This window comes from Polaromonas sp. CT11-55, from assembly GCF_047303325.1.
Classification (GTDB): Bacteria; Pseudomonadota; Gammaproteobacteria; order Burkholderiales; family Burkholderiaceae_C; genus Polaromonas.
In genome coordinates this window covers 68,454-89,758 of the sequence record NZ_JBKBEX010000022.1, presented here as the reverse complement: position 1 = coordinate 89,758, position 21,305 = coordinate 68,454, and the positions used below count along the sequence as shown (strand labels likewise).

The following is a 21,305-nucleotide window of genomic DNA, read 5'->3' as shown; positions in this document are numbered from 1 at the left end:
CCCCCCTCCCCCTCCCAAAAACTCCTGGCGTGATGTCTGGCATGTGTATGCCGAGGCGGCCACGCTGCGTATGCTGTTTCTGGGCTTTTCCGCCGGGCTGCCGCTGCTGCTGGTGTTCGGCACGCTGAGCTTCTGGCTGCGCGAGGCCGGCATAGACCGCACCACCATCGGCTACCTGAGCTGGGTGGGCCTGGCCTATGGCTTCAAATGGGTATGGGCGCCGCTGGTGGACCGCATGCCGATTCCGCTGCTGACACGCTTGCTCGGGCGCCGACGTAGCTGGCTGCTGTTGTCGCAGCTGGTCATCGCCGCTGCACTCACCGGCATGGCCCTGACCGACCCCCGGGTGGCGCTGCTGCCCGTGGTGTGGTGCGCGCTGGCCGTGGCCTTCGGCTCGGCCACCCAGGACATCGCGCTGGACGCTTTTCGCATCGAATCGGCCGACACGAAGCGCCAGGCGGCGCTGGCAGCCGCCTACCAGACCGGCTACCGCATCGCGATGATCTGGGCCGGCGCCGGCGCGCTGTGGATCGCCGCGCGCGCCGAAGTCGGCGACGCAGCCACCTACCAGCACGGCGCCTGGCAGGTCGCCTACCTGGCCATGGCCGCCTCCATGCTGCTGGGCATGGCGACCGTGCTGCTGTCGCCCGAACCGGCGGCTCGCGTGCTGCCGCCCTCGCGCAACGCCGTCGAATGGCTCAAGACCGCGCTGGTCGATCCTTTTGCCGATTTCCTGCGCCGCTACGGCAAGCAGGCGCTGCTGATCCTCGCGCTGATCGCCATCTACCGCATCAGCGACGTGGTGATGGGCATCATGGCCAACCCGTTTTACGTGGACATGGGCTATACCAAGGACGAGGTGGCGGCGGTAACCAAGATTTACGGCGTCATCATGACGCTGGCCGGCGCCTTTATCGGCGGCGCGCTGGCCATGCGCTTCGGCGTGATGCGCGTACTGATGCTGGGCGCCGTGCTGAGCGCGGCCAGCAACCTGCTGTTCGCCTGGCTGGGCACGCGCGGCCATGACGTCAGCGCGCTGATCTTCGTGATCTCGGCCGACAACCTCTCCAGCGGCATTGCCTCGGCCGCCTTCATTGCCTACCTGTCCAGCTTGACCAACGTCAATTACTCAGCCACGCAATACGCGCTGTTCAGCTCCATGATGCTGCTTCTGCCCAAGTTCCTGGCCGGCTACTCGGGCAAATACGTGGACGCCTTCGGTTACAGCCACTTCTTCACCGCCACCGCCCTGCTGGGCCTGCCGGTGCTCGTGCTGGTGGCCCTGGCCTCGCGGCTGCAGCCCTCCAAGTCCCAATAGGAACAGGCACCTGCAGCTATTAAATTAATAGCTGCAAAACAGCTGCCAGATACCCGCGCGGCGGAGTATGCTGGTGGGTTGTTGCCCCGGTTTACCGTAACTTTACGATGGCTTCAAGCGCGATTGTTGCGTGCAGCGCACCATGAACGCATCGTGTTCCACCCCGGGGGGACACACCCTGCAACCGAGGACCCATCCATGACCCAACAACTCCTGATGATCGAAGACGACGCCCGCCTGGCCAGCATGGTGGGCGAGTACCTGCGCCAGTCGGGCTATGGTTTCACCCACGCCGCCGACGGTGCGAGCGGGCTGGCCGCGCTGGAAGGCAACACCCCCGACCTGGTCATCCTGGACCTGATGCTGCCCGACATGGACGGCCTGGAAGTCTGCCGGCGCATCAAGGGCCAGGGCAGCGACAGCGCCAACACCGCGGTACTCATGCTCACCGCCAAGGGCGACCCCATGGACCGTATCGTCGGCCTGGAAATCGGCGCCGACGACTACCTGCCCAAGCCATTTGAGCCGCGCGAGCTGCTGGCGCGCATACGCGCCGTGCTGCGTCGCGGCGGCGACACCGCCAGCGCCGCAGCCAACGGCGGCCACAAGGTCATGCGCTTTGGCTCGCTGGAAATCGACCGCGATGCGCGCACCGTCTCGGTATCGGGCAATCCTTGCGAACTCACCTCCTACCAGTTCGACCTGCTGGTGGCGCTGGCCGAGCGCGCCGGCCGCGTACTGAGCCGCGACCAGATCATGGAAGCCGTGCGCGGCCGTGAGCTCGAGGCCTTCGACCGCTCCATCGACGTGCACATGGGCCGCATCCGCAGCGCCATCGAGGCCGATGCCAAGGACCCCAAACGCATACTCACCGTGCGCGGCGTGGGTTATGTGTTCGCCAAGCAGCAGGACTGATCTTCATGTGGGGCCGTTTTACTTCGCACCTCTATGTACGCATATGGCTGGCGGTGGTCGCCACCGTGGTCGTGCTGACTTTCCTGGTCGGCGCGGCCTGGCGCCTGAGCGCCGACCCGCCGCAGTTGCCGATACGCGAAGTGCTGGTGCACAACGACAAAGGCGAAGTCATAGGCACGGCACAAACCCGGCCCGACCGCAAGCTCGGCGATGACCTGGAGTTCGACGTCGTGACCAATGACGGCCGGACCCTGAACCTGCTCCTGCCCCGGCCCAAGCGCCCGCCGGGCAACCCCTGGATGCGCCCGCCTTTTGGTTTCGGCTTTGGCTGGATGCTGGGCCTGGTCGGCCTGGCCGTGGCCGTGGGCGCCTACCCCGTCATGCGGCGGCTGACGCAGCGGCTCGAAGCCCTGCAACGCGGCGTGGAGCGCTGGGGTGCCGGCGACCTGTCGGCCCGCGTCAATGCCGACGGCAAGGACGAGGTGGCCTTCCTGGCCGGGCGCTTCAACCACGCGGCCGAGCGCATCGAAACCCTGATGGAATCGCACAAGTCACTGCTGGCCAATGCCTCGCATGAATTGCGCTCGCCGCTGGCACGCATTCGCATGGGCCTGGAACTCATGGGCACTGACGCCGCCTCGCCGCAGCGCAAGGAAATCTCGCGCAGCATCAACGAGCTCGACCAGCTGATCGACGAAATCCTGCTGGCCAGCCGCCTGGACGCCAAGCAGGCCGACGCGGAGCCCTTTGAAACCCTGGACCTCACCGGCCTGGCGGCCGAGGAATGCGCGCGTGTCAACGCCGAACTCAGCGCGGAACTCGGCCAGCAACCGGCCGCCGGCCTGGGGCTGGACGCCGCCAGCCACAGCCTGACCGTGCAGGGCTCGCCGCGCCTCTTGCGCCGGTTGATCCGCAACCTGCTGGAAAACGCCAGGCGCTACAGCACCGGCGAGATCAACCTCGAACTCGCGCAAACCCGCGTCGGCGCCAAACAGCTGGCCGTGGTCAAGGTGCACGACCGCGGCCCGGGCGTTCCGGCCGGCCAGCGCGAACGCATCTTCGAGCCTTTTTACCGTCTGCCCGGCGCCAGCGAGCGCGAGGGTGGCGTGGGCCTGGGCCTGGCGCTGGTCAAGTCCATCAGCCAGCGCCATGGCGGCAACGTGCGCTGCGAAGCACGGCCCGGCGGCGGCGCGTCCTTCATCGTGGAGCTGCCCGTAGCCCACGCAATGGCCCAGCCCGTAGCGTGAAATAAGTCACGGACTTGCAACGATTCAGCTGAAATCCCGGCCGTCTCCTCTATTTGGAGAATGGTCAAACCCTGCGCAATCGCTGACAGTTGCGGGCGTTGCTGTCACAACACCCGCAATTCGAGGGAAACAGGGAAATAAAAACCAGACGTCGGTGAAGCATTTTTTTGATCTCCCAACGACGTTCTCCCATCCAGGAGAACTTTCAACAGGCCACCGCGAGGTGGCCTTTTTTTTGCCCCAGTGCCGCGCGGCGCGGGCTTTGATACCCTAAGGCCTCCTTCCCATCACAGGACCGCAAGCCATGAGCACCGCCGCCACGCCCCAGCCCGCCAACATCCCCCAGGGCTTTTTCCCGTCCACCTCGGACCGCATGCCGCTGATGCCGCGCGACGCCATGTCGCCGGCGCAGCGCGAAGCCGCCGATGCCATCATCGCCGGGCCGCGCAAGGCCGTGTTCGGCCCCTTCATTCCGCTGCTGCGCAGCCCGCAGCTCATGGGCCGCATCGGCGACGTGGGCGCCTACCTGCGTTTTGAGAGCACGCTGGACGCGCGCATTCGCGAACTGGCGACCTGCGTGGCAGCCCGCCACACCGCCAACCAGTTCGAATGGCTGATGCACGCGCCGCTGGCGGTGGCCGCTGGCGTGGCCCAGGCCACCGTGGACGCGATCGCCGACGGCCGCCAGCCCCGCGGCATGGCCGATGACGAAGCCGTCGCGCTGGACCTGAGCTTCGAGGTGCTGCGCCAGCACGGCTGCAGCGATGCCACCTATGCCGCAGCGGTCAAAACTTTTGGCGAGCAGGGCGTGGTCGAGCTGGTGAGCCTGGTCGGCTACTTCGTGATGGTGTGCTGGGTGATGAATGTGGCGCGCACGCCGGCGCAGGCCAAGCCGGGCGTGGCGCCCCTGTCCGCCTTCCCTGCCTAGGAAATTGGCGCCAGCGCCGCCAGCACGCGGTCGGCGCTGATGTCATTCAGGCAGCGCGTGTGGCCTAGCGGGCATTCGCGTTCAAAACAGGGCGCGCAGTCCAGCGGCGGCTGGTAATCCGCATCGGCCTTGAGCCAAAGCACGCTGGCCTTGCCGCTCAGCGGCGGCGTGTGCAGCGGGCTGGACGAGCCGAAAATCGCGACCTGCGGCACGCCGAAAGCCGCCGCCACGTGCATCAGGCCCGAGTCGTTGCCAATCGTGCTTTTGCAGGCGGCAATCAGGCACAGCGCCTGCACCAGCGAGGTCTTGCCCGCGAAGTTCAGGCATTGGCCGGGCTGCACCGCATTCACGGGCGCGGCGATTTCTTCGCACAGCACCGCTTCCTTGCCTGAGCCCAGCAGCACCACCGGCAAGTCCAGCCGCGCGGCCAGTTCCGAAAAATGGCGGGCCGGCCAGCGCTTGGCGGGGCCGTATTCGGCGCCCGGCGCAAACACGTAATAGCCGCCGCGCCGCAAACCCAGTTCGGCCAGCGCCCGGTCGATTTCGGCCGGCGCCATCTGCAGCCGCGGTTTGTCCTTGTCGAGATCGCCCTCCCCGCTCAAGGCCGAATAAAACGCCACCATGGGCGGCTTGTTCTTGGGGTTCTTGAGCCGGTGCGTGAGCAGGCCCACGCGCGCCTCGCCGAAATAACCGATGCGCTCGGGAATACTGGCCAGAAAGGGCAGCAGCGCGCTTTTCAATGAATTGGGCAGCACATAGGCCTTGTCGAAACGGCCTTCAATGCGCTTGGCGATCGCGCGGCGCTCGCGGAACTGCAAGCCGCCGTGCGCAAAAGGAAATTCAATGACCTCTGCCACTTGCGGCATGGCGCGGTAAACCGGCGCCACCCAGGGCAAAGCCCCCACCGTGAGGCGCTCGCCGCGCGCATGCAAACGGCGCAGCAGCGGCTCGGTCATCACCGCGTCGCCTATCCACTGCGGCGCAATGATGAGGGTGTTTTTAGTGGCCACCACCGAAATGCTCGCCGTCTTTCAGTTTGTAGACGGTCCCGCAATAGGGGCATTTCGCTTCGCCGGTGCGCGCCACGTCCAGATAGACCTTGGGGTGGCTGTTCCAGATTTTCATGTCGGCCTTGGGGCTGGGGCAGTAGACACCGCCTTGCGCGTTCAGGTCGGAGGCCAGCAATTCAACAGAAGAAGAGGTGCTCATGTGCGTATCAAACCTTGGCGAGCCAATGGGCGTATTTCGGATTGCGGCCGTTGACGATGTCAAAGAAGGCGCTCTGGATTTTTTCGGTAATGGGGCCGCGCGAGCCGGCGCCGATTTCAATGCGGTCGAGCTCGCGGATCGGCGTGACTTCGGCGGCGGTGCCGGTGAAAAAGGCTTCGTCCGAGATATACACCTCGTCGCGCGTGATGCGTTTTTGCACCAGCTCCAGGCCCAGGTCCTTGCAGATGTGCAGGATGGTGTTGCGCGTGATGCCGTTGAGCGCGCCGGCCGAGAGGTCGGGCGTGTAGACCACGCCGCCCTTGACCACAAAAATGTTCTCGCCCGCGCCTTCGCTGACGAAGCCCGAAGCGTCCAGCAGCAGCGCCTCGTCGTAGCCGTCGTCCAGCGCTTCCATATTGGCCAGGATGGAGTTGGTGTAGTTGCTCACCGCCTTGGCCTGCGTCATGGTGATGTTGACGTGGTGGCGCGTGTAGCTCGAGGTTTTCACGCGGATGCCGCGCTTCATGCCCTCTTCACCGAGGTAGGCGCCCCAGGCCCAGGCCGCGACCATCAGGTGGATCTGGTTGCCCTTGGGGCTGACGCCGAGTTTTTGCGAGCCTATCCAGGTCAGCGGGCGGATGTAGCAGGACTCCAGCTTGTTCTCGCGCACCACGGCTTTGGTGGCTTCGTTGACTTCTTGCTGGGTGAACGGAATCTTCATGCGCAGGATCTTGGCGCTGTTGAAGAGGCGCTCGGTGTGCTCTTCAAGGCGGAAGACCGCCGTGCCGCCCGCCGCGTTGTAGGCGCGCACGCCTTCAAAAGCGCCGCAGCCGTAATGCAGGGTGTGGCTCAGCACGTGGATCTTGGCGTCGCGCCAATCCACCATCTGGCCGTCCATCCAGATTTTGCCGTCGCGGTCTGCCATGGAGGGTGCTACTGGGGGCATGATGGGAATCCTGTTCTATGTGGGGTGATGCGGGGCCCGGCGGCATGCGCTGGCGGGCCGCCGGAAAACCTGAAATACGGATTTTACGGGGCGGGCGGGGCCGCGTCCGGCGCGGGCCTGAAAAGCTCGTGGTGGGCCAGCTTGCCGCCCACAAAGGTGCAGGTGACCCTGGATTCGCCGGCATCGGCCCAGCGGAAGATCTCGGGCTGCTCATCCTTGGGCGAAAGCCGCTCGCCCAGTGCCCGCGTCATGGCCACGACGTGCAGCAGCGTCATGCCGGGCTTGAGCTTGGCATTGAGCATGACCGCGCTGTCGACATAACCTATGGGGCGGTTGGCCGCGCGTTTCAAGACCTGCATCATGCGGCTGAAATGCAGCAGCACCCACATGACCAGGCCGCCGGCCACTGCGGCCACACCGGCCCAGCCGTAGAAGCGATAACCCAGCACAATGGCAGCGACACCGGCCACGGGAACAAAGATTTTCTGGAAGTTCATGGCGCTATTTTCGCAGCCCCGGCCCGGCGGCCGGCTGCGGGGACTGCGTAGGCGCCTGGGCGCGGCAAAACGGGGATTTAGCCCGCGCGCGCGGCCCAGCCCGTGGCCAGCGCATGCGCCCAGTCGCCGCGCCCGCGGCTCGCCGCTACTCGCGACTGCGCCAGGTGCCCATACGGCACGGCGCGCAGATCAACACGCCAGCCCGCGCCGGTTTTTTCGGCGATGGCATAGCGCGCATGCGGCGCGCCGTTTTCCACGACATGCGGGTGCGGGTGCGCGTCGTCATAGGCTTGCAGCCCGACGCTGCCGGGGTTGACGATGAGCACATCGCCGCACTGCGCCAAACGCGGCACATGGGTGTGGCCGCACAGGACCAGCGAATGCCCGGATTGCACCGTGTCGCCCAGGCGCTCCCGCACTTCATCCGCCGTGGCCGGGCGTATGCCCGTGGCGTGGCCCGCGCCAAAGCCCGGGACGGTGGTTTCCAGCCAGTAAATCAGGTCGCTGGCCGGCGTGCCGTGGCACAGCAGGACGTCGCCGCCGGCCAGTTCCAGGCTTTCGGGCAGCGAGCGTATCCAGTCCAGATGCGCCGACGCCAGCTGGCCGGCCGTGTACCCGTCGGTGCTCAAGGGATCGAGGTACTGGCCCTGGTCGATCAGCTCCAGCACCTGCCGTTCGTGGTTGCCGCGAATCGTGGGAAAGCCGCGCGCCATCAGCAAATCAGCCGTTTCGGCCGGCTGCAGCGGCCCGCTGAGGATGTCGCCGAGGTTCACGACCTGATCCACACCCTGGCGCTCGATGTCGGCCAGCACGGCCTCCAGCGCCGGCAGGTTGCCGTGAATGTCGGAGATGGCGGCGAGTTTCATGGCACTGATTGTGCAACGCCTCAGCCCAGGCCGCGCACCACGTTCATCGCCTCTTCCACCCGCTCCACCGCGTGGATGGTCAGGCCCTCGATGGGCTTTTTGGGCGCGTTGGCCTTGGGCACCACGGCCACGCTGAAGCCCAGCTTGGCGGCCTCCTTCAGGCGCTCCTGGCCGCGCGGGGCCGGCCGCACTTCGCCGGCCAGGCCCACTTCGCCAAAGGCGATAAACCCCTTGGGCAGCGGCTTGCCGCGCAGGGACGAGGTGATGGCCAGCATCACGGACAGGTCGGCGGCCGGCTCGCTGATGCGCACGCCGCCCACGGCATTGACGAATACGTCCTGGTCCATGCAGGCCACGCCCGCATGGCGATGCAGCACGGCCAGCAGCATGGCCAGGCGGTCGCGGTCCAGGCCCACCGAGAGGCGGCGCGGGCTGGGCCCGCCGTTGTCGACCAGCGCCTGGATTTCGACCAGCATGGGACGCGTGCCTTCCAGCGTCACCAGCACGCAGCTGCCGGGCACCGGTTCGCTGTGCTGGCTCAAGAAGATGGCGCTCGGATTGGCCACGCCCTTGAGGCCTTTTTCGGTCATGGCGAACACGCCGATCTCGTTAACCGCGCCGAAGCGGTTCTTGATGGCGCGCACCAGGCGAAAGCTCGAATGCGTGTCGCCTTCAAAGTAAAGCACGGTGTCCACCATGTGCTCGAGCACGCGCGGGCCGGCCAGCGCGCCCTCTTTGGTCACATGGCCCACCAGCACGATGCACACGCCGCTGGACTTGGCCGCGCGCGTGAGGTGGGCCGCGCATTCGCGCACCTGCGCGACCGAGCCGGGCGCGGAGGTCAGCTGGTCGGAATACACGGTCTGGATGGAGTCGATGACGGCGATCGCCGGCTGGGTGGCCTCCAGGGTGGCGAGGATTTTTTCAAGCTGGATCTCGGCCAGCACCTTGACCTGCGAACCATCCAGCCCGAGCCGGCGCGAACGCAGCGCGACCTGCGCGCCGCTCTCTTCACCGGTCACGTAGAGGGTGTTGAGCCCGGCGCGCTGCAGCGAATCAAGCGCCTGCAGCAGCAGCGTGGATTTGCCTATGCCCGGGTCGCCGCCTATCAGCACCACGCCGCCTTCAACAATGCCGCCGCCCAGCACGCGATCCAGTTCTTCGTGGCCGGTGGGCGTGCGCTCCATGTCGGTGGCTTCGATGTCGGACAGGGCGGTCACGTCGGAGGCCTTGGCCAGCGACTGGAACTGGCTGCTGTAGCGGTTCTTGGCCGGCGCGCCGCTCTCGGCGGCCGATTCGACCAGGGTGTTCCAGGCATTGCAATGCGGGCACTTGCCCAACCACTTGGGGCTGCTGCCGCCGCATTCGCTGCAGGTGTAAATCGTCTTGTCTTTGGCCATACGCGATATTACTGTACAAATAACCAGGTTTTGGATTTTGATCATGATGCAGGTCGCGCCTGCCCAACCAGCCGGCCGCCTGCCTGGATCCTGCCTGCTCAGCATAATTGCGCGCTTGCACAGACAATGGCTTTTCGCTCTTTGTGTATTTCCCGCCGACCCGCCCCATCGATTTCTTGAGGACACAGCACCATGAACATTTCGCGCCGCCAGCTCATACAGTCTTCCAGCGCCGCTGCCCTGCTCGCCGGCATAGGCCGGCAGGCCTGGGCCCAGGCCCTTGACAGCACCAAGGTCATCGCCGGCTTCGCGCCCGGCGGCACCGCCGACATCGTCTCGCGCCGCGTGGCCGACAAGCTGCACCCCGGCTATGCCAAAAGCGCGGTGGTCGAGAACAAGACCGGCGCGGGTGGGCAGATCGCCGTGCAGTTCGTCAAGACGGCCGCGCCCGACGGCGCGACGGTGCTGCTCACGCCCATGTCCATGCTGGGCATCTACCCGCACACTTACAAGAAGCTGCCCTACGACCCGGTGGCCGACCTGACCCCGGTCTCGGCCGCGGCGATTTTTGACTACGGCTTTGCCGTCGGCCCCATGGTGCCGGCCAGCGTCAAGACCGTGCCCGACTTCCTCGCCTGGTGCAAAGCCAACCCCGGCCAGGCCAACTTCGGCTCGCCGGCGGCCGGCTCCTCGCCGCATTTCATAGGCGCGCTGCTGGGCCGTGCCGGCAATGTCGACCTGCGCCATGTCGCCTTCCGCGGCACCCAGCCCGCGGTGCTGGATATGGTGGGCGGGCAGATCGCCGCCGTGTCGGGCCCCACAGGCGAATTCACCCAGCATGTGGCGGCCGGCAAATGCCGCCTGCTTTCCACCAGCGGCCCCAAACGCAGCCGCTTCACGCCGAACACGCCCACACTCGTGGAGCAGGGCTTCAAGGACATGGCCTTCACCGAATGGTTTGGCTTTTTCCTGCCGGCCAAGGCGCCGCAGGATGTGGTGCAGCGCCTGAACGCCGGCATACGCGGCGCGCTGGCCTCTCAGGACGTGATCGACGGGCTGGCCGTGTCCTTCCTGGAGCCGGCACCCACCTCGCCGGCCCAGCTGGCCGCCATGCTCAAGGCCGACACCGAGCTGTGGGGCCCCTTGGTCAAAGCTGTGGGCTTTACGCCGGAAGGCTAAGCCCTTCCCCCGATGGTGAGCAGGCGCCGCCCTTTACGCCGGGCGGCAGTTTTTTTGTGATCAAGAGAACCATGGGCAACAGCATGAAGGTTTGTATTTACGGCGCGGGCGCCATAGGCGGCTGGATAGGCATGGGGCTGGCGCGCGCCGGCTGCAGCGTCAGCGTGGTGGCGCGCGGCGGCACACTCGAGGCCTTGCAGCTGCACGGCCTCAGGCTCAACCAGGGCGGCACAGTCAGCTCGCAGGCCGTAGCCTCCAGCGCCCGGCCGGCCGAACTCGGTGTGCAGGACATGGTCGTGCTGGCCATCAAGGCACCCTCGCTGCCCGAAGTCGCGCGCCAGATCGCGCCGCTGCTGGGCCCCGACACCCTGGTGCTGACCGCCATGAACGGCGTGCCCTGGTGGTTTTTGCAGGGCTTTGGCGGCGCGCTGGCCGGCAAGCGCCTGAGCTCCGTGGACCCGGCGGGCGAGATCGCCGAGGCGATCCCCGCCAAACACATCGTCGGCTGCGTGGTGCATGCAAGCTGCTCGCTCGACGAGCCCGGCCAGGTGCACCATCACTTCGGCAACAAGCTCATCATCGGCGAGCCTTCGGGCGAAAAAACCGCCCGCGTGCGGCAACTGGCCGCGCTGCTCGAAAAAGCCGGCTTCGAAGCCCCGGTGTCGGACCAGATCCAGAAAGACATCTGGTTCAAGCTCTGGGGCAATATGACCGCCAACCCGATCAGCGCGCTGACCGGCGCAACCATGGACCGCGTGCTCGACGACGAACTCGTGACCGCCTTTACCCACAGCATCATGCTGGAGGCCAAGGAAATCGGCGCGCGCATAGGCATCCCCATCAACCAGACCCCGGAGGAGCGCCACGTCATCACACGCAAGCTGGGCGCCTTCAAGACATCCATGCTGCAGGACGTGGAGGCCGGCAAACCCGTGGAACTGGACGCACTGGTGACGGCCGTGCGCGAACTGGGCCAGTTGACGGCCGTGCCCACACCCTCCACCAACGCCTTGCTGGGCCTGGCGCGGCTGCAGGCGCGGGTCAAGGGCCTGTACTGACATCCATTCCCTGTTCATTCACCACTTTCCAGGAGACAGCATGAAACACATAGGCGTCATAGGCGCATCGGGCATGATGGGCCACGGCATCGCGCGCAACCTGCTGGCCAAAGGCTTCACCGTCAGCCTGACCGTGCATCGCAACAGGGAGCGCGTCGCCGACCTGCTGGCCGCGGGCGCCAAACAGGCGTTCGGCCCGGCCGAACTCGGCACCTGCGACGCCGTCGTGATTTGCGTGACCGGTTCGCCCCAGGTAGAAGAAACCTTGCTGGGCCCCAACGGTGTGCTGTCCAAGGCCAGGGCCGGCCTGGTCGTGATCGACACCTCGACCAGCGAGCCCGAATCCACGCGGCGCCTGGCCGCTTTGTGCGCGCAGCATGGTGCCACGCTGGTGGACGCGCCTCTGGCGCGTACGCCGGTGGAGGCCGAACTCGGCAAGCTCAACACCATGGTGGGCGCCGAGCAGGCGGTGTTCGACAGGATCCGCCCGGTGCTCGCGGCTTACTGCGAAAACATCTTCCACGTGGGCGGCCCCAGCGCCGGCCATGTGGTCAAGCTGCTCAACAACTTCGTTGCCCAGGCCATCTGCACGGCTACGGCCGAAGCCTTTGCCGTGGGCGCGCTGGCTGGCATTGAGCCGCAAAAGCTGGTCGACGTGGTGTCGGCCGGCGCGGTGAACTCGGGCTTGTTCCAGGCCATGGCCAAGACCCTGGGCGGCGATTTTGCCGGCCTCAAGTTCGAGCTCGACAACGCGCGCAAGGACTTGCGCTACTACACCCATCTGGCCGAACTCATGAAAGTGCCGTCCCTGGTCGGCGAGGCCGTGCACCAAAGCCTGGTGACCGCCAGCGCGCTGGGCTACGGCAAGGAATTTGTTCCGGCGCTGGTGAAGGCGCAGGAAAAATTGACCGGCGCCAAGATCGCGCCGCAGTAAGCTGAAGGCAAGGCCGGGCTACAGCGCCTTGGCGTAAACCACAAAGCCGGTTTTCTCGGCCACCTGGTCGTACAGCCGCATGGCCGTGCTGTTGGTTTCGTGGGTTTGCCAATACACCCGGTCGCAACCGGCCGCCTTGGCTTCTTCATAGACGGCCTCGATCAAGGCCTTGCCGACGCTGCGGCCGCGCACCGATTCGGCGGTGAACAAATCCTGCAGGTAGCAGACCGGCACTATGCGCGTCGTGCTGCGGTGATAAAGGTAATGTGTGAGTCCGACAAGCTCGCCGTCCCCCGATTCGGCGACCAGCGCGTGCACCGGCTCATAGGCATCAAAAAACCGCGACCAGGTCATGGCGGTGATCTCGTCAGCCAGCGCGGTCGGGCCGGAGCGGCCGTAGAAACGGTTGTAGCCGGCCCAGAGCGGGAGCCAGGCGACAAAGTCCGATTTGGCGATGGGGCGGATCGTGACGGGACAGGTAGATGTCATCAATGCTCAGCCATTAAATTCCACGGGCCGGGTGGTGCCGGATTTTTTGCTCACCACCACCGTGCCGGCCATCTTGTCGTGCCAGCCCTGCTTGCGAGAGTCAAAAGCCACCCAGAAAATGCCCAGGCCCAACGGGATGCTGGAAACAAAGTAACCGAGGTAGCGGATCAGCAACTGGCCGGTGCTTGGGTTGTTGCCGGTGTCGGCGTCAACTATGCGCGCGGCGATCGCCATCTTGCCGGGCGTGGCCTGGCGCGCCACCCAGAACGCGATCACCGCCACCGCGGGCAGCACCCAGGAGATCAGGAAATCCAGGGGGCCGTGGATGAAGTTTGTTCCCTCCCAGTAGGCGTCGCCGTAAATCGCCGTCAGCAGCGGGTACACCACGATGCCCAGCAGCAGGGTGTCGATGATGGACGCCCAGACGCGGATCCAGAAGCCCGCGTATTCCAGTTCCGATGTATTCATGATGCTCTTGCCTCCCGTGATCAGGACGTGCACCCGTTCCTTGAATTAATCCACCACCACCGGCACGCGCTGCGCAAGCGCGCACATCAATTCATAGCCCACGGTGGCGCCGGCCTGCGCGACTTCGTCGATGGGCAGCACAGCGCCGCCGGTAGCGCGGCCCCACAAGGTCACCTCGCTGCCCATGCCCGCGGCGGGTACAGGCGTGAGGTCCACCGTGATCATGTCCATGCTGACGCGGCCCACCATGCGGGTGCGTACGCCGTTCACCAGCACGGGCGTGCCGGTGCTGCAGTGGCGCGGGTAGCCGTCGGCGTAACCGCAGGCCACGATGCCTATGCGCAGCGGGCCGTCGGCGGTGAAGCTCGAGCCGTAGCCCACGGTGTCGCCGGCCTTGAGGTCCTGCACGCCGATGATTTTCGACGACAGCGTCATGGTGGGCTGCAAACCCCAGCCGGCCGCCGTGTGTTCGGGGAAATCGGGCGCGCTGCCGTAGACCAGGATGCCGGGCCGCACCCAGTCGGAGCGGCCGGCCAGTACGTCGCCGTGGCGCAGCGTGGCGGCGCTGTTGCTCAGCGTGCGCTCGCCGGGCAGGTCGTGCGTGACGGCGTCGAAAGCCTGCAGCGCCGCGCTGATGCCCTTGGGACCATCGGCGTCGGAGAAATGCGTCATCAGCGTGATCTCCTCGACCTGCGGCAGCGCATTGAGGCGCGTCCAGGCGGCGCGGAAGCGTTCGGGTGGAAAGCCCAGGCGGTTCATGCCCGAGTTCATCTTGAGGAACACGCGGTGCGGCAGCTGCGTCTTGTGGGCGGCCAGCATGTCGATCTGCTCGTTGCAGTGGATCGAGTGCCACAGGCCCAGGCGCGAGCACAGCTCCAGGTCGCGCGCGTCAAAACAGCCCTCCAGCAGCAAGATGGGGCCGCGCCAGTCGAGCGCGCGCAGGCGCTGCGCCTCGGCCAGGTCCAGCAGCGCGAAACCGTCGGCGCTGCGCAGTGCGTCGAAGACGCGTTCGATGCCGTGGCCGTAGGCGTTGGCCTTGACGACGGCCCAGACCTTGGCGTCGGGCGCGGCGGCGCGCGCAACGCCCAGGTTGTGGGCAAGTGCTGTAGTGTGGATGGTGGCAAGAATGGGACGTGGCATGGCGCGATGAAGGGGTTGGTGTGGAGCGGCGGGCTCAACGGCCCGGTTGAGACCGTGAACCGGTTCTAAGGTCTTTCTCCATTCTGGCACCGCCCCCCATGCTATAAACCGGAATCGTCCGGAGACATTCATCCATATCTTGCAGCATCAGATCGGCTGATGCAGTGCCGCAATGACCACAACAGTTTAATGAAGCGCGGTTTTTACACCATCATGGCGGCCCAGTTTTTCAGCTCGCTGGCTGATAACGCGCTGTTTGTGGCCGCCGTGGAGCTGCTCAAGACCAGCGGGGCGCCCAAGTGGCAGCCGGCGGCGCTGGTGCCCATGTTTGCCCTGTTTTACGTGGTGTTGGCGCCTTTTGTGGGCGCTTTCGCCGACGCGCGGCCCAAAGGCAACGTGATGTTCGTGAGCAACGCGATCAAGGTCATAGGCTGCCTCATGATGCTGTTCGGCTCGCACCCGCTGCTGGCCTATGCCATCGTCGGGCTGGGCGCCGCCGCCTATTCCCCGGCCAAATACGGCATCCTCACCGAACTGCTGCCGGCCTCGCAGCTCGTCAAGGCCAACGGCTGGATCGAGGGGCTGACGATTTCCTCCATCATCCTGGGCGTGCTGCTGGGCGGCCAGCTGGTCGGCCACACGGTGTCCACCCTGCTGCTGTCGTTTGACTTCCCGGTTTTCGACACCGGCATAGACACCGCGCCCGAAGCGGCGATCGCCGTGCTGATCCTGCTGTACATCATCGCGGCCTGGTTCAACACCCGCATCCCCGACACCGGCGTCGAGATGCGGCCCATGCCGCGCAACAAGCTTGAGCTGCTGCCCGACTTCTGGAACTGCAATTCGGCGCTGTGGCGCGACAAGCTGGGCCAGATCTCCCTGGCCACCACCACCCTGTTCTGGGGCGTTTCCGGCAACCTGCGCTACATCGTGCTGGCCTGGAGCGCCGCGGCCCTGGGCTACAGCACCTCGCAGGCCTCCTCGCTGGTCGGCGTGGTGGCCATAGGCACGGCCGTGGGTGCCGTGCTGGCCTCCATGCGTATGCGGCTGGACCAGGCCACCAGCGTGATGCCGCTGGGCATTGCCATGGGCCTGCTGGTCGTGTTGATGAATTTCATCGGCAGCGTCTGGGTGGCCGCGCCCTTCCTGATCCTGCTGGGCGGCCTGGGCGGCTTCCTGGTCGTGCCCATGAATGCGCTGCTGCAGCACCGCGGCCACAACCTGATGGGCGCGGGCCGCTCCATCGCGGTGCAGAACTTCAACGAACAGGCCTGTATCCTGAGCCTGGGCGCTTTCTACAGCCTGTCCACCGGTATGGGCCTGTCGGCCTTCGGCGCGATCACCGCCTTCGGCATCGTGGTGGCCGGTTTTATGTGGGTGATCCAGCGCTGGCACAAAAGCAACACCGTCAAATACAAAGAGCAGGTCGACCACCTGCTGAACATCGCCCGCAGCGATAAATCGCACTGATGCTGGCCGACGCAACAGGTGCCGCCGCGCGCGGCGGCACGCCCAAAGCCGTTCTCGCCCTCACCCTGAATGCCTTCATCTGGGGCGTTTCCTGGTGGCCGCTGCGCCAGCTCCAGGCCCACGGCCTGCACCCGCTGTGGGCCACGGCGCTGGTCTACGCGATTGTGGTGGCCGGCCTGCTGGTATTGCAGCCGAAAGCCTGGCGCGGCTTTGCCGCGCATCCGCAGCTGTGGCTCCTGGCGGCGGGCGCGGGCTTGACCAACGTCGGCTTCAACTGGGCCGTGACCGTGGGCGACGTGGTGCGCGTGGTGCTGCTGTTCTACCTGATGCCGGCCTGGTCGGTGCTGGTGGCCTGGGCCATGCTTGGCGAAAAACCCACGCCGGCCTCGCTGCTGCGCCTGCTGCTGGCCATGGCCGGCGTGCTGATCGTGCTCAAGGGACCCGATTCTCCCTGGCCCGTGCCGCAAGGCGGCGCCGACTGGCTGGCCATCATGGGCGGCCTCAGCTTCGCGCTGACCAACGCCATGCTGCGCAAATCCAGGCACACGCTCGGTGAATCGCGCATGCTGGCCATGTTCGGCGGCAGCGGCCTGATGGCGGCCTGCGTAGCATTGCTTGGCATGTCGCAGGCCGTGGTGCCCGCACCGGCACTGGCGCTGGCGGGCATTCCGGTGGTGCTGGGGCTGGCGCTGGCTTTCATGGTCAGCAACGCCGGCTTGCAGTACGGCGCGGCGCGCCTGGCCGCCGGCACCACGGCCATCGTGATGCTGACCGAAATCCTGTTCGCCAGCCTGTCCTCGGCCGCGCTGGGCGCCGCCGAACTCACGCCGCGCATCCTGCTGGGCGGAAGCCTGATCGTGCTGGCCGCGCTGCTGGCGGCCATGGCGCCATCGGCGCCCGCCCAAACCGCGCCGGGCGGTGCAGAATCGCAGTGAGCCGGCAACCGGGACAACGCCGGTAACAACCGCACCAGGAGACACCATGAGCACCGTCTACGATTTCGAAGCACGCCAGATCAACGGCCAGGACATTTCGCTGGCCGGGTTCAAGGGCAAGGTCATGCTGATCGTCAACACCGCCAGCAAATGCGGCTTCACGCCGCAGTTCGGCGGCCTCGAAGAGCTGCACAAGCAGTACGCGGGCGAGGGCCTGGCGGTGCTGGGTTTTCCCTGCAACCAGTTCGGCTCGCAGGACCCGGGCGCCGACGGCGAAATCGAGTCCTTCTGCCAGGTCAACTACGGCGTGAGTTTTCCAATGATGTCCAAGATCGACGTCAACGGCCCGGCCGCGCACCCGCTCTACAAATGGCTGTCGGCCGAAGCGCCCGGCCTGCTGGGCAGCAAATCCATCAAGTGGAACTTCACCAAGTTCCTGGTCGGCAAGGACGGCAAGGTGATCAGGCGCTATGCGCCCACCGACAAGCCCGCCGACCTGGCCAAGGATATCGAGGCCGCGCTAGCTGCCTGAGCAAGCACCACCCGGGCGACGCATCAGGGAGGCTTGGGGCCGGCTTTGACGGTGCGCAAATAATCCGCCAGCGTGCGGCCCGCCTCGTGGCCCACGCGCTCGTCCAGCACGTCGATCTCTGCCATGCGGTCCACACGAAAACTGCGAAAGTCCTGCCGGGTCTCACACCAGGCGCCCAGCGTCCAGACGCTGCCCCAGTAAAAGCAGCCCAGCGGCCACAGCACACGCCGGCTTTCGCGCCCGGCCGCATCGAGGTAGCGCACGTCCACCTTGCAGCGCGCATGCACCGCCTCGCGCAGCCGCTGCAGGCTGCGCTGCGTGGCCTCATCGGGATTGATCACCACCGCATACAGCGGCACACCTTCGGCCGCCGCGCGCGCCGTGGGCGGCAGCACCGAAAAAATCTTGCTCCAGGCCGCTTCCGCATCGCCCGCCATGGCCGGGTCCAGCCAGGCCTGGGCCAGGCGCACCGAAGCGGCCAGCGCATTGGCTTCCTTTTGCGTGAACATCAAGGGCGGCAGGTCAAAGCCCGCACCCAGCCGGTAACCCACGCCGGCCTCGCCCTCAATCGGCACACCCTGGTGCTGCAGGTCGGCCACGTCGCGGTAAATGGTGCGTTCCGACACCTCCAGCCGCTTGGCCAGGAACTCAGCGGTGCTCAGGCGGCGGCCGCGAATCAGCTGGACTAAATGGAAAAGGCGGTCGGCGCGGCGCATGGTGTGTGGATGATAGAGGACCGCCCCGCGATAGAGTCATCGAACAATGCAGTCAATCCTCCGGCCTGCCGTTTATAGTGAAAGACACAATGAAAAAAGTTGTCTTCCTGTTCGCCGCCGTCCTGAGGGTGCTGTCGACCCAAGCCCTCGCTGCCACCGACAGCCAGTGCTTCGGCACCGTCAGCAAGGGTCGCATCGAAGGCAGCGTCAAGCTGCCTACCAGCGGCCTCAACTTCACGGCCTACAGCAGCCTGGCGGCCACGGCGGGGCGCACGCATGTGCATGCCAAGGTCGCGGACATCATCACCGCCTCCTACGCGGCGCTCCAGGCCGCCAGCCCTTCCACCACCTATGTCTATGGCGAGACGGGTTGGCCTTCGGGTGGGCGTTTCCGGCCGCACCGTACACACCAGAACGGCCTGTCCGTGGACTTCTTTGTGCCAGTCCGCAATGCGCAGGGAAAGTCCGTGCCCTTGCCGGCCAGCATCGGCAACCGCTTCGGCTACGACCTGGAATTTGATGCTGACGCCTGGTATGGCGAATACAGCATCGACTTTCCCGCGATCGCCGAGCACCTGTACCAGTTGCACATGGCCGCGAAGGCGCGCGGGGCGGGCATTGCACTGGTCATCTTTGATGCGCCGTTTTTGCCCCGGCTGTTCGCCACGCCGCGCGGCGCCTACCTGAAGGAAAACCTGAACTTCATGAAAGGCAAACCCTGGGTCCGCCATGACGAGCACTACCACGTGGACTTCGACATTCCGTGCAAACCCGACGCAGGCTAGGAGCCCAAGCTCCCAGGGCTCGTTGCCGGCGGGCGCTTTGGCTATAGTGCCAACACCGGCTCATTCTTCCCGCCCATGAAGCTCACCGTCCTGCCTCTCACACCCGAGCGCTGGCCTGATCTTGAAGCGCTGTTCAACGCCAAAGGCTGTTCGGTGGCGCGCGGCGGCTGGTGCATGTTCTACCGCCGCAGCGGCGCCCGCGGGCCTTTGCCTGCGGGCACCACGGCGGCCCAGGCCAATCGCGCTGACCTGAAGAAGCTCACCTGCGGCGACACCCCGCCCGGCCTGACCGGCTATCGCGGCAAGCTGCCCGTCGGCTGGGTGTCGCTGGGGCCGCGCGAGGACTACGCCAAGCTCCAGCGCTCACCGGTAATGAAGCCTGTCGATGACAAGCCCGTCTGGTCCATCATCTGCTTTGTCGTGCCCTCGGAGCATCGCGGCCAGGGTGTCGCGCGGGCGCTGCTGGACGGGGCGATTGCCTATGCCAAAAAGCAGGGCGTAGCACTGCTGGAGGCCTACCCCGTGGACAAGCCCGGCCGTTCGCATGACGATGCCATGTGGTTCGGCGCCAAGTCCATGTACGACGACGCCGGCTTTGAGGAGGTCGCGCGCCGCAAGCCGCAACGGCCCGTGGTGCGGCTCAAACCTGTCTGAGCGATCCTGCTCGCGGACTGGACAGCACTTCCAATATGATGGAAAATAAATTCCATCATGACAGAATCCGCTTCCGACCTGAACCAGCGCATCGCCGAACGCGTGCGCGAGCTGCGCGCCGCCAAAGCCCTGTCGCTGGAAGCGCTGGCCGCCAAAAGCGGTGTGAGCCGCTCCATGATTTCGCTGATAGAGCGCGGCGAGAGCAGCCCCACCGCCGTGGTGCTGGAGCGGCTGGCCACCGGCCTGGGCGTGATGCTGGCTTCGCTGTTTGACGCACCCGCCGCCCAGGCGCCCGCCAGCCCTGTGGCGCGCCATGCGGACCAGGTTCAATGGCAGGATCCGGCCTCTGGCTATTTGCGGCGCAACATCTCGCCGCCCGGCATTGCGCAGCCCATGCAGATCGTCGAAGTCCATTTCCCACCGGGCGGGCGCGTGGCCTTTGAGACCGGCGCGCGCGACGCGCGTGTGCACCAGCAAGTCTGGGTGCTCGAAGGCGCGATTGACATCACCGTGGGCGAGGCACGCCACCAGTTGCGCGAAGGCGACTGCCTGGCCATGCAACTGGACCAGCCCACGATGTTCCACAACCCGACGCGAAAACTCGCGCGCTATGCGGTGGTGATCGCCACTGAACCCGCATGAACACCATGACGAACACCCCACCCTGGTCGCTGCGGCGCCTGCATGAAGTGAACGAAGCGCAGATAAACGAACTCGCCGACGTGCTGATCGACTGCGTGGAAGGCGACGCCTCGGTGAGTTTTATGCACCCGCTGCCGCGCGACCGCGCCCAGGCCTTCTGGCGCGGCGTGGCCGAAGGCGTGGCGACGGGCGAACGCGCGCTGCTGGTGGCCGAGGATGGTCAAGGCATTTGCGGCACGGTGCAGCTGGTACTGGCCCAGCCCGAAAACCAGCCGCACCGCGCCGACCTGGCCAAGATGCTGGTGCATCGCCGCCGCCGCCGCCAGGGCCTGGGCGAGGCCCTGATGCGGGCCGCCGAATCCATGGCGCGCGACTGCGGCAAGACGCTGCTGGTGCTGGACACCGTCACCGGCGACAACGGCGAGCGCCTGTACCAGCGCCTGGGCTGGCAGCGTGTCGGCGTGATTCCCGGCTACGCGCTGCTGCCGCGCGGCGGGCTGGTGGGCACGACGGTGTTTTACCGCGAGCTGGCCTGACGGAAGTTGTTGCGGGCTGTTGGCCTGCCTGCGGCAGGCACAAGGCCCCGCGGCGCGTGCGCCGCTGTTTTCAGGCTTTTTTAGCGGCGCGATGAACCACCATGCGCTCATGCAGGCGCGTGACGATGCGGCTTCCCGTCCTGACGAAGAAGAAGGGGAAAACACCATGGATAAACGCGGCGATGGCCGCCGACAGCAGCGGCACGGCAAATGAAAAGGAGGCGGACATGTGCTCGAAATAACTCTCCCCTACGGAGTCAGGGTGTTCCTTGAACAGCTGGAGAATTTTTTCCATGGTCGTATCCGTGTGTTTTCGGGGTTTTCGCCCCCGCCATGCACCAATGCATGGAAAGGATCATAGGCCTGCAGATCGGAAAATAAGTTGCAAATTCGGCTAGAAATCTCCTCATAATTAGAATTAATTTCTAATAATATTGCTGT

At 65.9% G+C, this 21,305-nt stretch carries 25 protein-coding genes; 14 read left to right on the top strand and 11 right to left on the bottom strand.

Annotated features, from left to right (window positions below; genetic code table 11):
• From ACEN8I_RS18390 to ACEN8I_RS18375, 4 genes are all read left to right on the top strand, one after another.
• On the top strand, positions 1-1,318 hold a 1,318-nt coding region (locus tag ACEN8I_RS18390; RefSeq protein ID WP_413330014.1), incomplete at its 5' end, for an AmpG family muropeptide MFS transporter.
• A 198-nt stretch (positions 1,319-1,516) separates the two neighbouring features.
• Entirely contained in the window at positions 1,517-2,233 is a 717-nt protein-coding gene (locus ACEN8I_RS18385) for a response regulator (protein ID WP_413330013.1), read from the top strand.
• A 5-nt stretch (positions 2,234-2,238) separates the two neighbouring features.
• Positions 2,239-3,480 carry an ATP-binding protein gene (locus tag ACEN8I_RS18380; protein ID WP_413330012.1) on the top strand — a complete coding sequence of 414 codons (1,242 nt, stop codon included), beginning with the start codon at positions 2,239-2,241 and terminating at the stop codon, positions 3,478-3,480.
• Positions 3,481-3,784: 304 nt separating this feature from the next.
• A complete protein-coding gene (locus ACEN8I_RS18375; RefSeq protein WP_413330011.1) occupies positions 3,785-4,408 on the top strand; it encodes a carboxymuconolactone decarboxylase family protein in 624 nt (207 codons plus the stop codon).
• Here the strand turns inward: ACEN8I_RS18375 and waaF are convergent.
• The 6 genes from waaF to radA form a co-directional block, all read right to left on the bottom strand.
• A complete protein-coding gene (gene waaF / locus ACEN8I_RS18370; RefSeq protein ID WP_413330010.1) occupies positions 4,405-5,421 on the bottom strand; it encodes a lipopolysaccharide heptosyltransferase II in 1,017 nt (338 codons plus the stop codon). The two genes, ACEN8I_RS18375 and waaF, sit on opposite strands and share 4 nt — an antisense overlap.
• Positions 5,408-5,617: a zinc-finger domain-containing protein gene (locus ACEN8I_RS18365; RefSeq protein ID WP_007873859.1), complete on the bottom strand. Its 210-nt coding sequence runs from the start codon at positions 5,615-5,617 to the stop codon at positions 5,408-5,410. The genes waaF and ACEN8I_RS18365 overlap by 14 nt, the downstream gene beginning before the upstream one ends.
• Before the next feature lie 7 nt (positions 5,618-5,624).
• Positions 5,625-6,563 (bottom strand): branched-chain amino acid transaminase, encoded by a 939-nt coding sequence (locus tag ACEN8I_RS18360; RefSeq protein WP_413330009.1) that lies wholly within the window; start codon positions 6,561-6,563, stop codon positions 5,625-5,627.
• A gap of 83 nt (positions 6,564-6,646) precedes the next feature.
• Entirely contained in the window at positions 6,647-7,060 is a 414-nt protein-coding gene (locus tag ACEN8I_RS18355; protein ID WP_413330008.1) for a glycerate kinase, read from the bottom strand.
• Between the two features lie 77 nt (positions 7,061-7,137).
• On the bottom strand, positions 7,138-7,926 hold the full coding sequence (locus ACEN8I_RS18350) for a metallophosphoesterase family protein (protein ID WP_413330006.1): 789 nt from the start codon (positions 7,924-7,926) through the stop codon (positions 7,138-7,140).
• A 20-nt stretch (positions 7,927-7,946) separates the two neighbouring features.
• The gene (gene radA / locus ACEN8I_RS18345) at positions 7,947-9,326 is read right to left on the bottom strand and encodes a DNA repair protein RadA (protein WP_007873855.1); all 1,380 of its coding nucleotides are present in this window, start codon (positions 9,324-9,326) and stop codon (positions 7,947-7,949) included.
• 192 nt (positions 9,327-9,518) lie between these two features.
• Here radA and ACEN8I_RS18340 point away from each other — a divergent pair, with 192 nt between their 5' ends.
• The 3 genes from ACEN8I_RS18340 (at position 9,519) to ACEN8I_RS18330 (ending at position 12,497) form a co-directional block, all read left to right on the top strand.
• Positions 9,519-10,505, top strand: a complete 987-nt coding sequence (locus ACEN8I_RS18340; RefSeq protein ID WP_007873854.1) for a Bug family tripartite tricarboxylate transporter substrate binding protein — start codon at positions 9,519-9,521, stop codon at positions 10,503-10,505.
• A gap of 83 nt (positions 10,506-10,588) precedes the next feature.
• Positions 10,589-11,563: a 2-dehydropantoate 2-reductase gene (locus ACEN8I_RS18335; protein ID WP_413330020.1), complete on the top strand. Its 975-nt coding sequence runs from the start codon at positions 10,589-10,591 to the stop codon at positions 11,561-11,563.
• A 40-nt stretch (positions 11,564-11,603) separates the two neighbouring features.
• Positions 11,604-12,497: an NAD(P)-dependent oxidoreductase gene (locus ACEN8I_RS18330; RefSeq protein ID WP_413330005.1), complete on the top strand. Its 894-nt coding sequence runs from the start codon at positions 11,604-11,606 to the stop codon at positions 12,495-12,497.
• A gap of 18 nt (positions 12,498-12,515) precedes the next feature.
• On the opposite strand, the gene ACEN8I_RS18325 is transcribed toward ACEN8I_RS18330, so the two are convergent.
• The 3 genes from ACEN8I_RS18325 to alr are packed head-to-tail and all read right to left on the bottom strand — an operon-like array spanning position 12,516 to position 14,594.
• Positions 12,516-12,986, bottom strand: coding sequence for an N-acetyltransferase family protein (locus ACEN8I_RS18325; protein ID WP_413330004.1), 471 nt, complete (start codon positions 12,984-12,986; stop codon positions 12,516-12,518).
• A 6-nt stretch (positions 12,987-12,992) separates the two neighbouring features.
• On the bottom strand, positions 12,993-13,454 hold the full coding sequence (locus tag ACEN8I_RS18320; protein ID WP_413330003.1) for an RDD family protein: 462 nt from the start codon (positions 13,452-13,454) through the stop codon (positions 12,993-12,995).
• A gap of 45 nt (positions 13,455-13,499) precedes the next feature.
• Positions 13,500-14,594: an alanine racemase gene (gene alr, locus ACEN8I_RS18315; protein WP_413330002.1), complete on the bottom strand. Its 1,095-nt coding sequence runs from the start codon at positions 14,592-14,594 to the stop codon at positions 13,500-13,502.
• Positions 14,595-14,783: 189 nt separating this feature from the next.
• Between alr and lplT the strand changes: the two genes are divergently transcribed.
• Genes lplT through ACEN8I_RS18300 form a run of 3 tightly spaced genes read left to right on the top strand, consistent with a single transcriptional unit; the run spans position 14,784 to position 17,531 of the window.
• Positions 14,784-16,064 carry a lysophospholipid transporter LplT gene (gene lplT, locus ACEN8I_RS18310; RefSeq protein ID WP_413330001.1) on the top strand — a complete coding sequence of 427 codons (1,281 nt, stop codon included), beginning with the start codon at positions 14,784-14,786 and terminating at the stop codon, positions 16,062-16,064.
• Positions 16,064-16,999, top strand: coding sequence for a DMT family transporter (locus tag ACEN8I_RS18305; protein ID WP_413330000.1), 936 nt, complete (start codon positions 16,064-16,066; stop codon positions 16,997-16,999). Before lplT ends, ACEN8I_RS18305 begins: the two co-directional genes overlap by 1 nt.
• Positions 17,000-17,045: 46 nt before the next feature.
• On the top strand, positions 17,046-17,531 hold the full coding sequence (locus tag ACEN8I_RS18300) for a glutathione peroxidase (protein WP_413329999.1): 486 nt from the start codon (positions 17,046-17,048) through the stop codon (positions 17,529-17,531).
• A gap of 23 nt (positions 17,532-17,554) precedes the next feature.
• Here the strand turns inward: ACEN8I_RS18300 and ACEN8I_RS18295 are convergent, their stop codons facing one another.
• Entirely contained in the window at positions 17,555-18,247 is a 693-nt protein-coding gene (locus ACEN8I_RS18295; RefSeq protein WP_413329998.1) for a helix-turn-helix transcriptional regulator, read from the bottom strand.
• A gap of 89 nt (positions 18,248-18,336) precedes the next feature.
• Between ACEN8I_RS18295 and ACEN8I_RS18290 the strand changes: the two genes are divergently transcribed.
• From ACEN8I_RS18290 to ACEN8I_RS18275, 4 genes are all read left to right on the top strand, one after another.
• A complete protein-coding gene (locus tag ACEN8I_RS18290) occupies positions 18,337-19,032 on the top strand; it encodes a penicillin-insensitive murein endopeptidase (protein WP_413329997.1) in 696 nt (231 codons plus the stop codon).
• 75 nt (positions 19,033-19,107) lie between these two features.
• Positions 19,108-19,686, top strand: coding sequence for a GNAT family N-acetyltransferase (locus ACEN8I_RS18285; protein ID WP_413329996.1), 579 nt, complete (start codon positions 19,108-19,110; stop codon positions 19,684-19,686).
• A gap of 57 nt (positions 19,687-19,743) precedes the next feature.
• Entirely contained in the window at positions 19,744-20,328 is a 585-nt protein-coding gene (locus ACEN8I_RS18280) for a helix-turn-helix domain-containing protein (RefSeq protein ID WP_413329995.1), read from the top strand.
• Between the two features lie 5 nt (positions 20,329-20,333).
• Positions 20,334-20,864: a GNAT family N-acetyltransferase gene (locus tag ACEN8I_RS18275; protein ID WP_413329994.1), complete on the top strand. Its 531-nt coding sequence runs from the start codon at positions 20,334-20,336 to the stop codon at positions 20,862-20,864.
• A 70-nt stretch (positions 20,865-20,934) separates the two neighbouring features.
• Here ACEN8I_RS18275 and ACEN8I_RS18270 read toward each other — a convergent pair whose 3' ends face one another.
• Complete coding sequence (locus ACEN8I_RS18270) at positions 20,935-21,159, bottom strand: DUF6356 family protein (RefSeq protein WP_074578601.1); 225 nt, start codon at positions 21,157-21,159, stop codon at positions 20,935-20,937.
• Positions 21,160-21,305 lie beyond the last annotated feature (146 nt).

Coding starts and splice junctions, on each gene's coding strand:
- ACEN8I_RS18375 (WP_413330011.1), top strand. CDS start 3,785: ATGAGCACCGCCGCCACGCCCCAGCCCGCCAACATCCCCCAGGGCTTT.
- ACEN8I_RS18320 (WP_413330003.1), bottom strand. CDS start 13,454: ATGAATACATCGGAACTGGAATACGCGGGCTTCTGGATCCGCGTCTGG.
- ACEN8I_RS18300 (WP_413329999.1), top strand. CDS start 17,046: ATGAGCACCGTCTACGATTTCGAAGCACGCCAGATCAACGGCCAGGAC.
- ACEN8I_RS18295 (WP_413329998.1), bottom strand. CDS start 18,247: ATGCGCCGCGCCGACCGCCTTTTCCATTTAGTCCAGCTGATTCGCGGC.
- ACEN8I_RS18340 (WP_007873854.1), top strand. CDS start 9,519: ATGAACATTTCGCGCCGCCAGCTCATACAGTCTTCCAGCGCCGCTGCC.
- ACEN8I_RS18365 (WP_007873859.1), bottom strand. CDS start 5,617: ATGAGCACCTCTTCTTCTGTTGAATTGCTGGCCTCCGACCTGAACGCG.
- ACEN8I_RS18335 (WP_413330020.1), top strand. CDS start 10,589: ATGAAGGTTTGTATTTACGGCGCGGGCGCCATAGGCGGCTGGATAGGC.
- ACEN8I_RS18290 (WP_413329997.1), top strand. CDS start 18,337: ATGAAAAAAGTTGTCTTCCTGTTCGCCGCCGTCCTGAGGGTGCTGTCG.
- ACEN8I_RS18275 (WP_413329994.1), top strand. CDS start 20,334: ATGACGAACACCCCACCCTGGTCGCTGCGGCGCCTGCATGAAGTGAAC.
- ACEN8I_RS18330 (WP_413330005.1), top strand. CDS start 11,604: ATGAAACACATAGGCGTCATAGGCGCATCGGGCATGATGGGCCACGGC.
- ACEN8I_RS18385 (WP_413330013.1), top strand. CDS start 1,517: ATGACCCAACAACTCCTGATGATCGAAGACGACGCCCGCCTGGCCAGC.
- ACEN8I_RS18305 (WP_413330000.1), top strand. CDS start 16,064: ATGCTGGCCGACGCAACAGGTGCCGCCGCGCGCGGCGGCACGCCCAAA.
- ACEN8I_RS18285 (WP_413329996.1), top strand. CDS start 19,108: ATGAAGCTCACCGTCCTGCCTCTCACACCCGAGCGCTGGCCTGATCTT.
- ACEN8I_RS18350 (WP_413330006.1), bottom strand. CDS start 7,926: ATGAAACTCGCCGCCATCTCCGACATTCACGGCAACCTGCCGGCGCTG.
- ACEN8I_RS18380 (WP_413330012.1), top strand. CDS start 2,239: ATGTGGGGCCGTTTTACTTCGCACCTCTATGTACGCATATGGCTGGCG.
- lplT (WP_413330001.1), top strand. CDS start 14,784: ATGAAGCGCGGTTTTTACACCATCATGGCGGCCCAGTTTTTCAGCTCG.
- radA (WP_007873855.1), bottom strand. CDS start 9,326: ATGGCCAAAGACAAGACGATTTACACCTGCAGCGAATGCGGCGGCAGC.
- ACEN8I_RS18280 (WP_413329995.1), top strand. CDS start 19,744: ATGACAGAATCCGCTTCCGACCTGAACCAGCGCATCGCCGAACGCGTG.
- ACEN8I_RS18325 (WP_413330004.1), bottom strand. CDS start 12,986: ATGACATCTACCTGTCCCGTCACGATCCGCCCCATCGCCAAATCGGAC.
- alr (WP_413330002.1), bottom strand. CDS start 14,594: ATGCCACGTCCCATTCTTGCCACCATCCACACTACAGCACTTGCCCAC.
- ACEN8I_RS18270 (WP_074578601.1), bottom strand. CDS start 21,159: ATGGAAAAAATTCTCCAGCTGTTCAAGGAACACCCTGACTCCGTAGGG.
- ACEN8I_RS18360 (WP_413330009.1), bottom strand. CDS start 6,563: ATGCCCCCAGTAGCACCCTCCATGGCAGACCGCGACGGCAAAATCTGG.
- ACEN8I_RS18355 (WP_413330008.1), bottom strand. CDS start 7,060: ATGAACTTCCAGAAAATCTTTGTTCCCGTGGCCGGTGTCGCTGCCATT.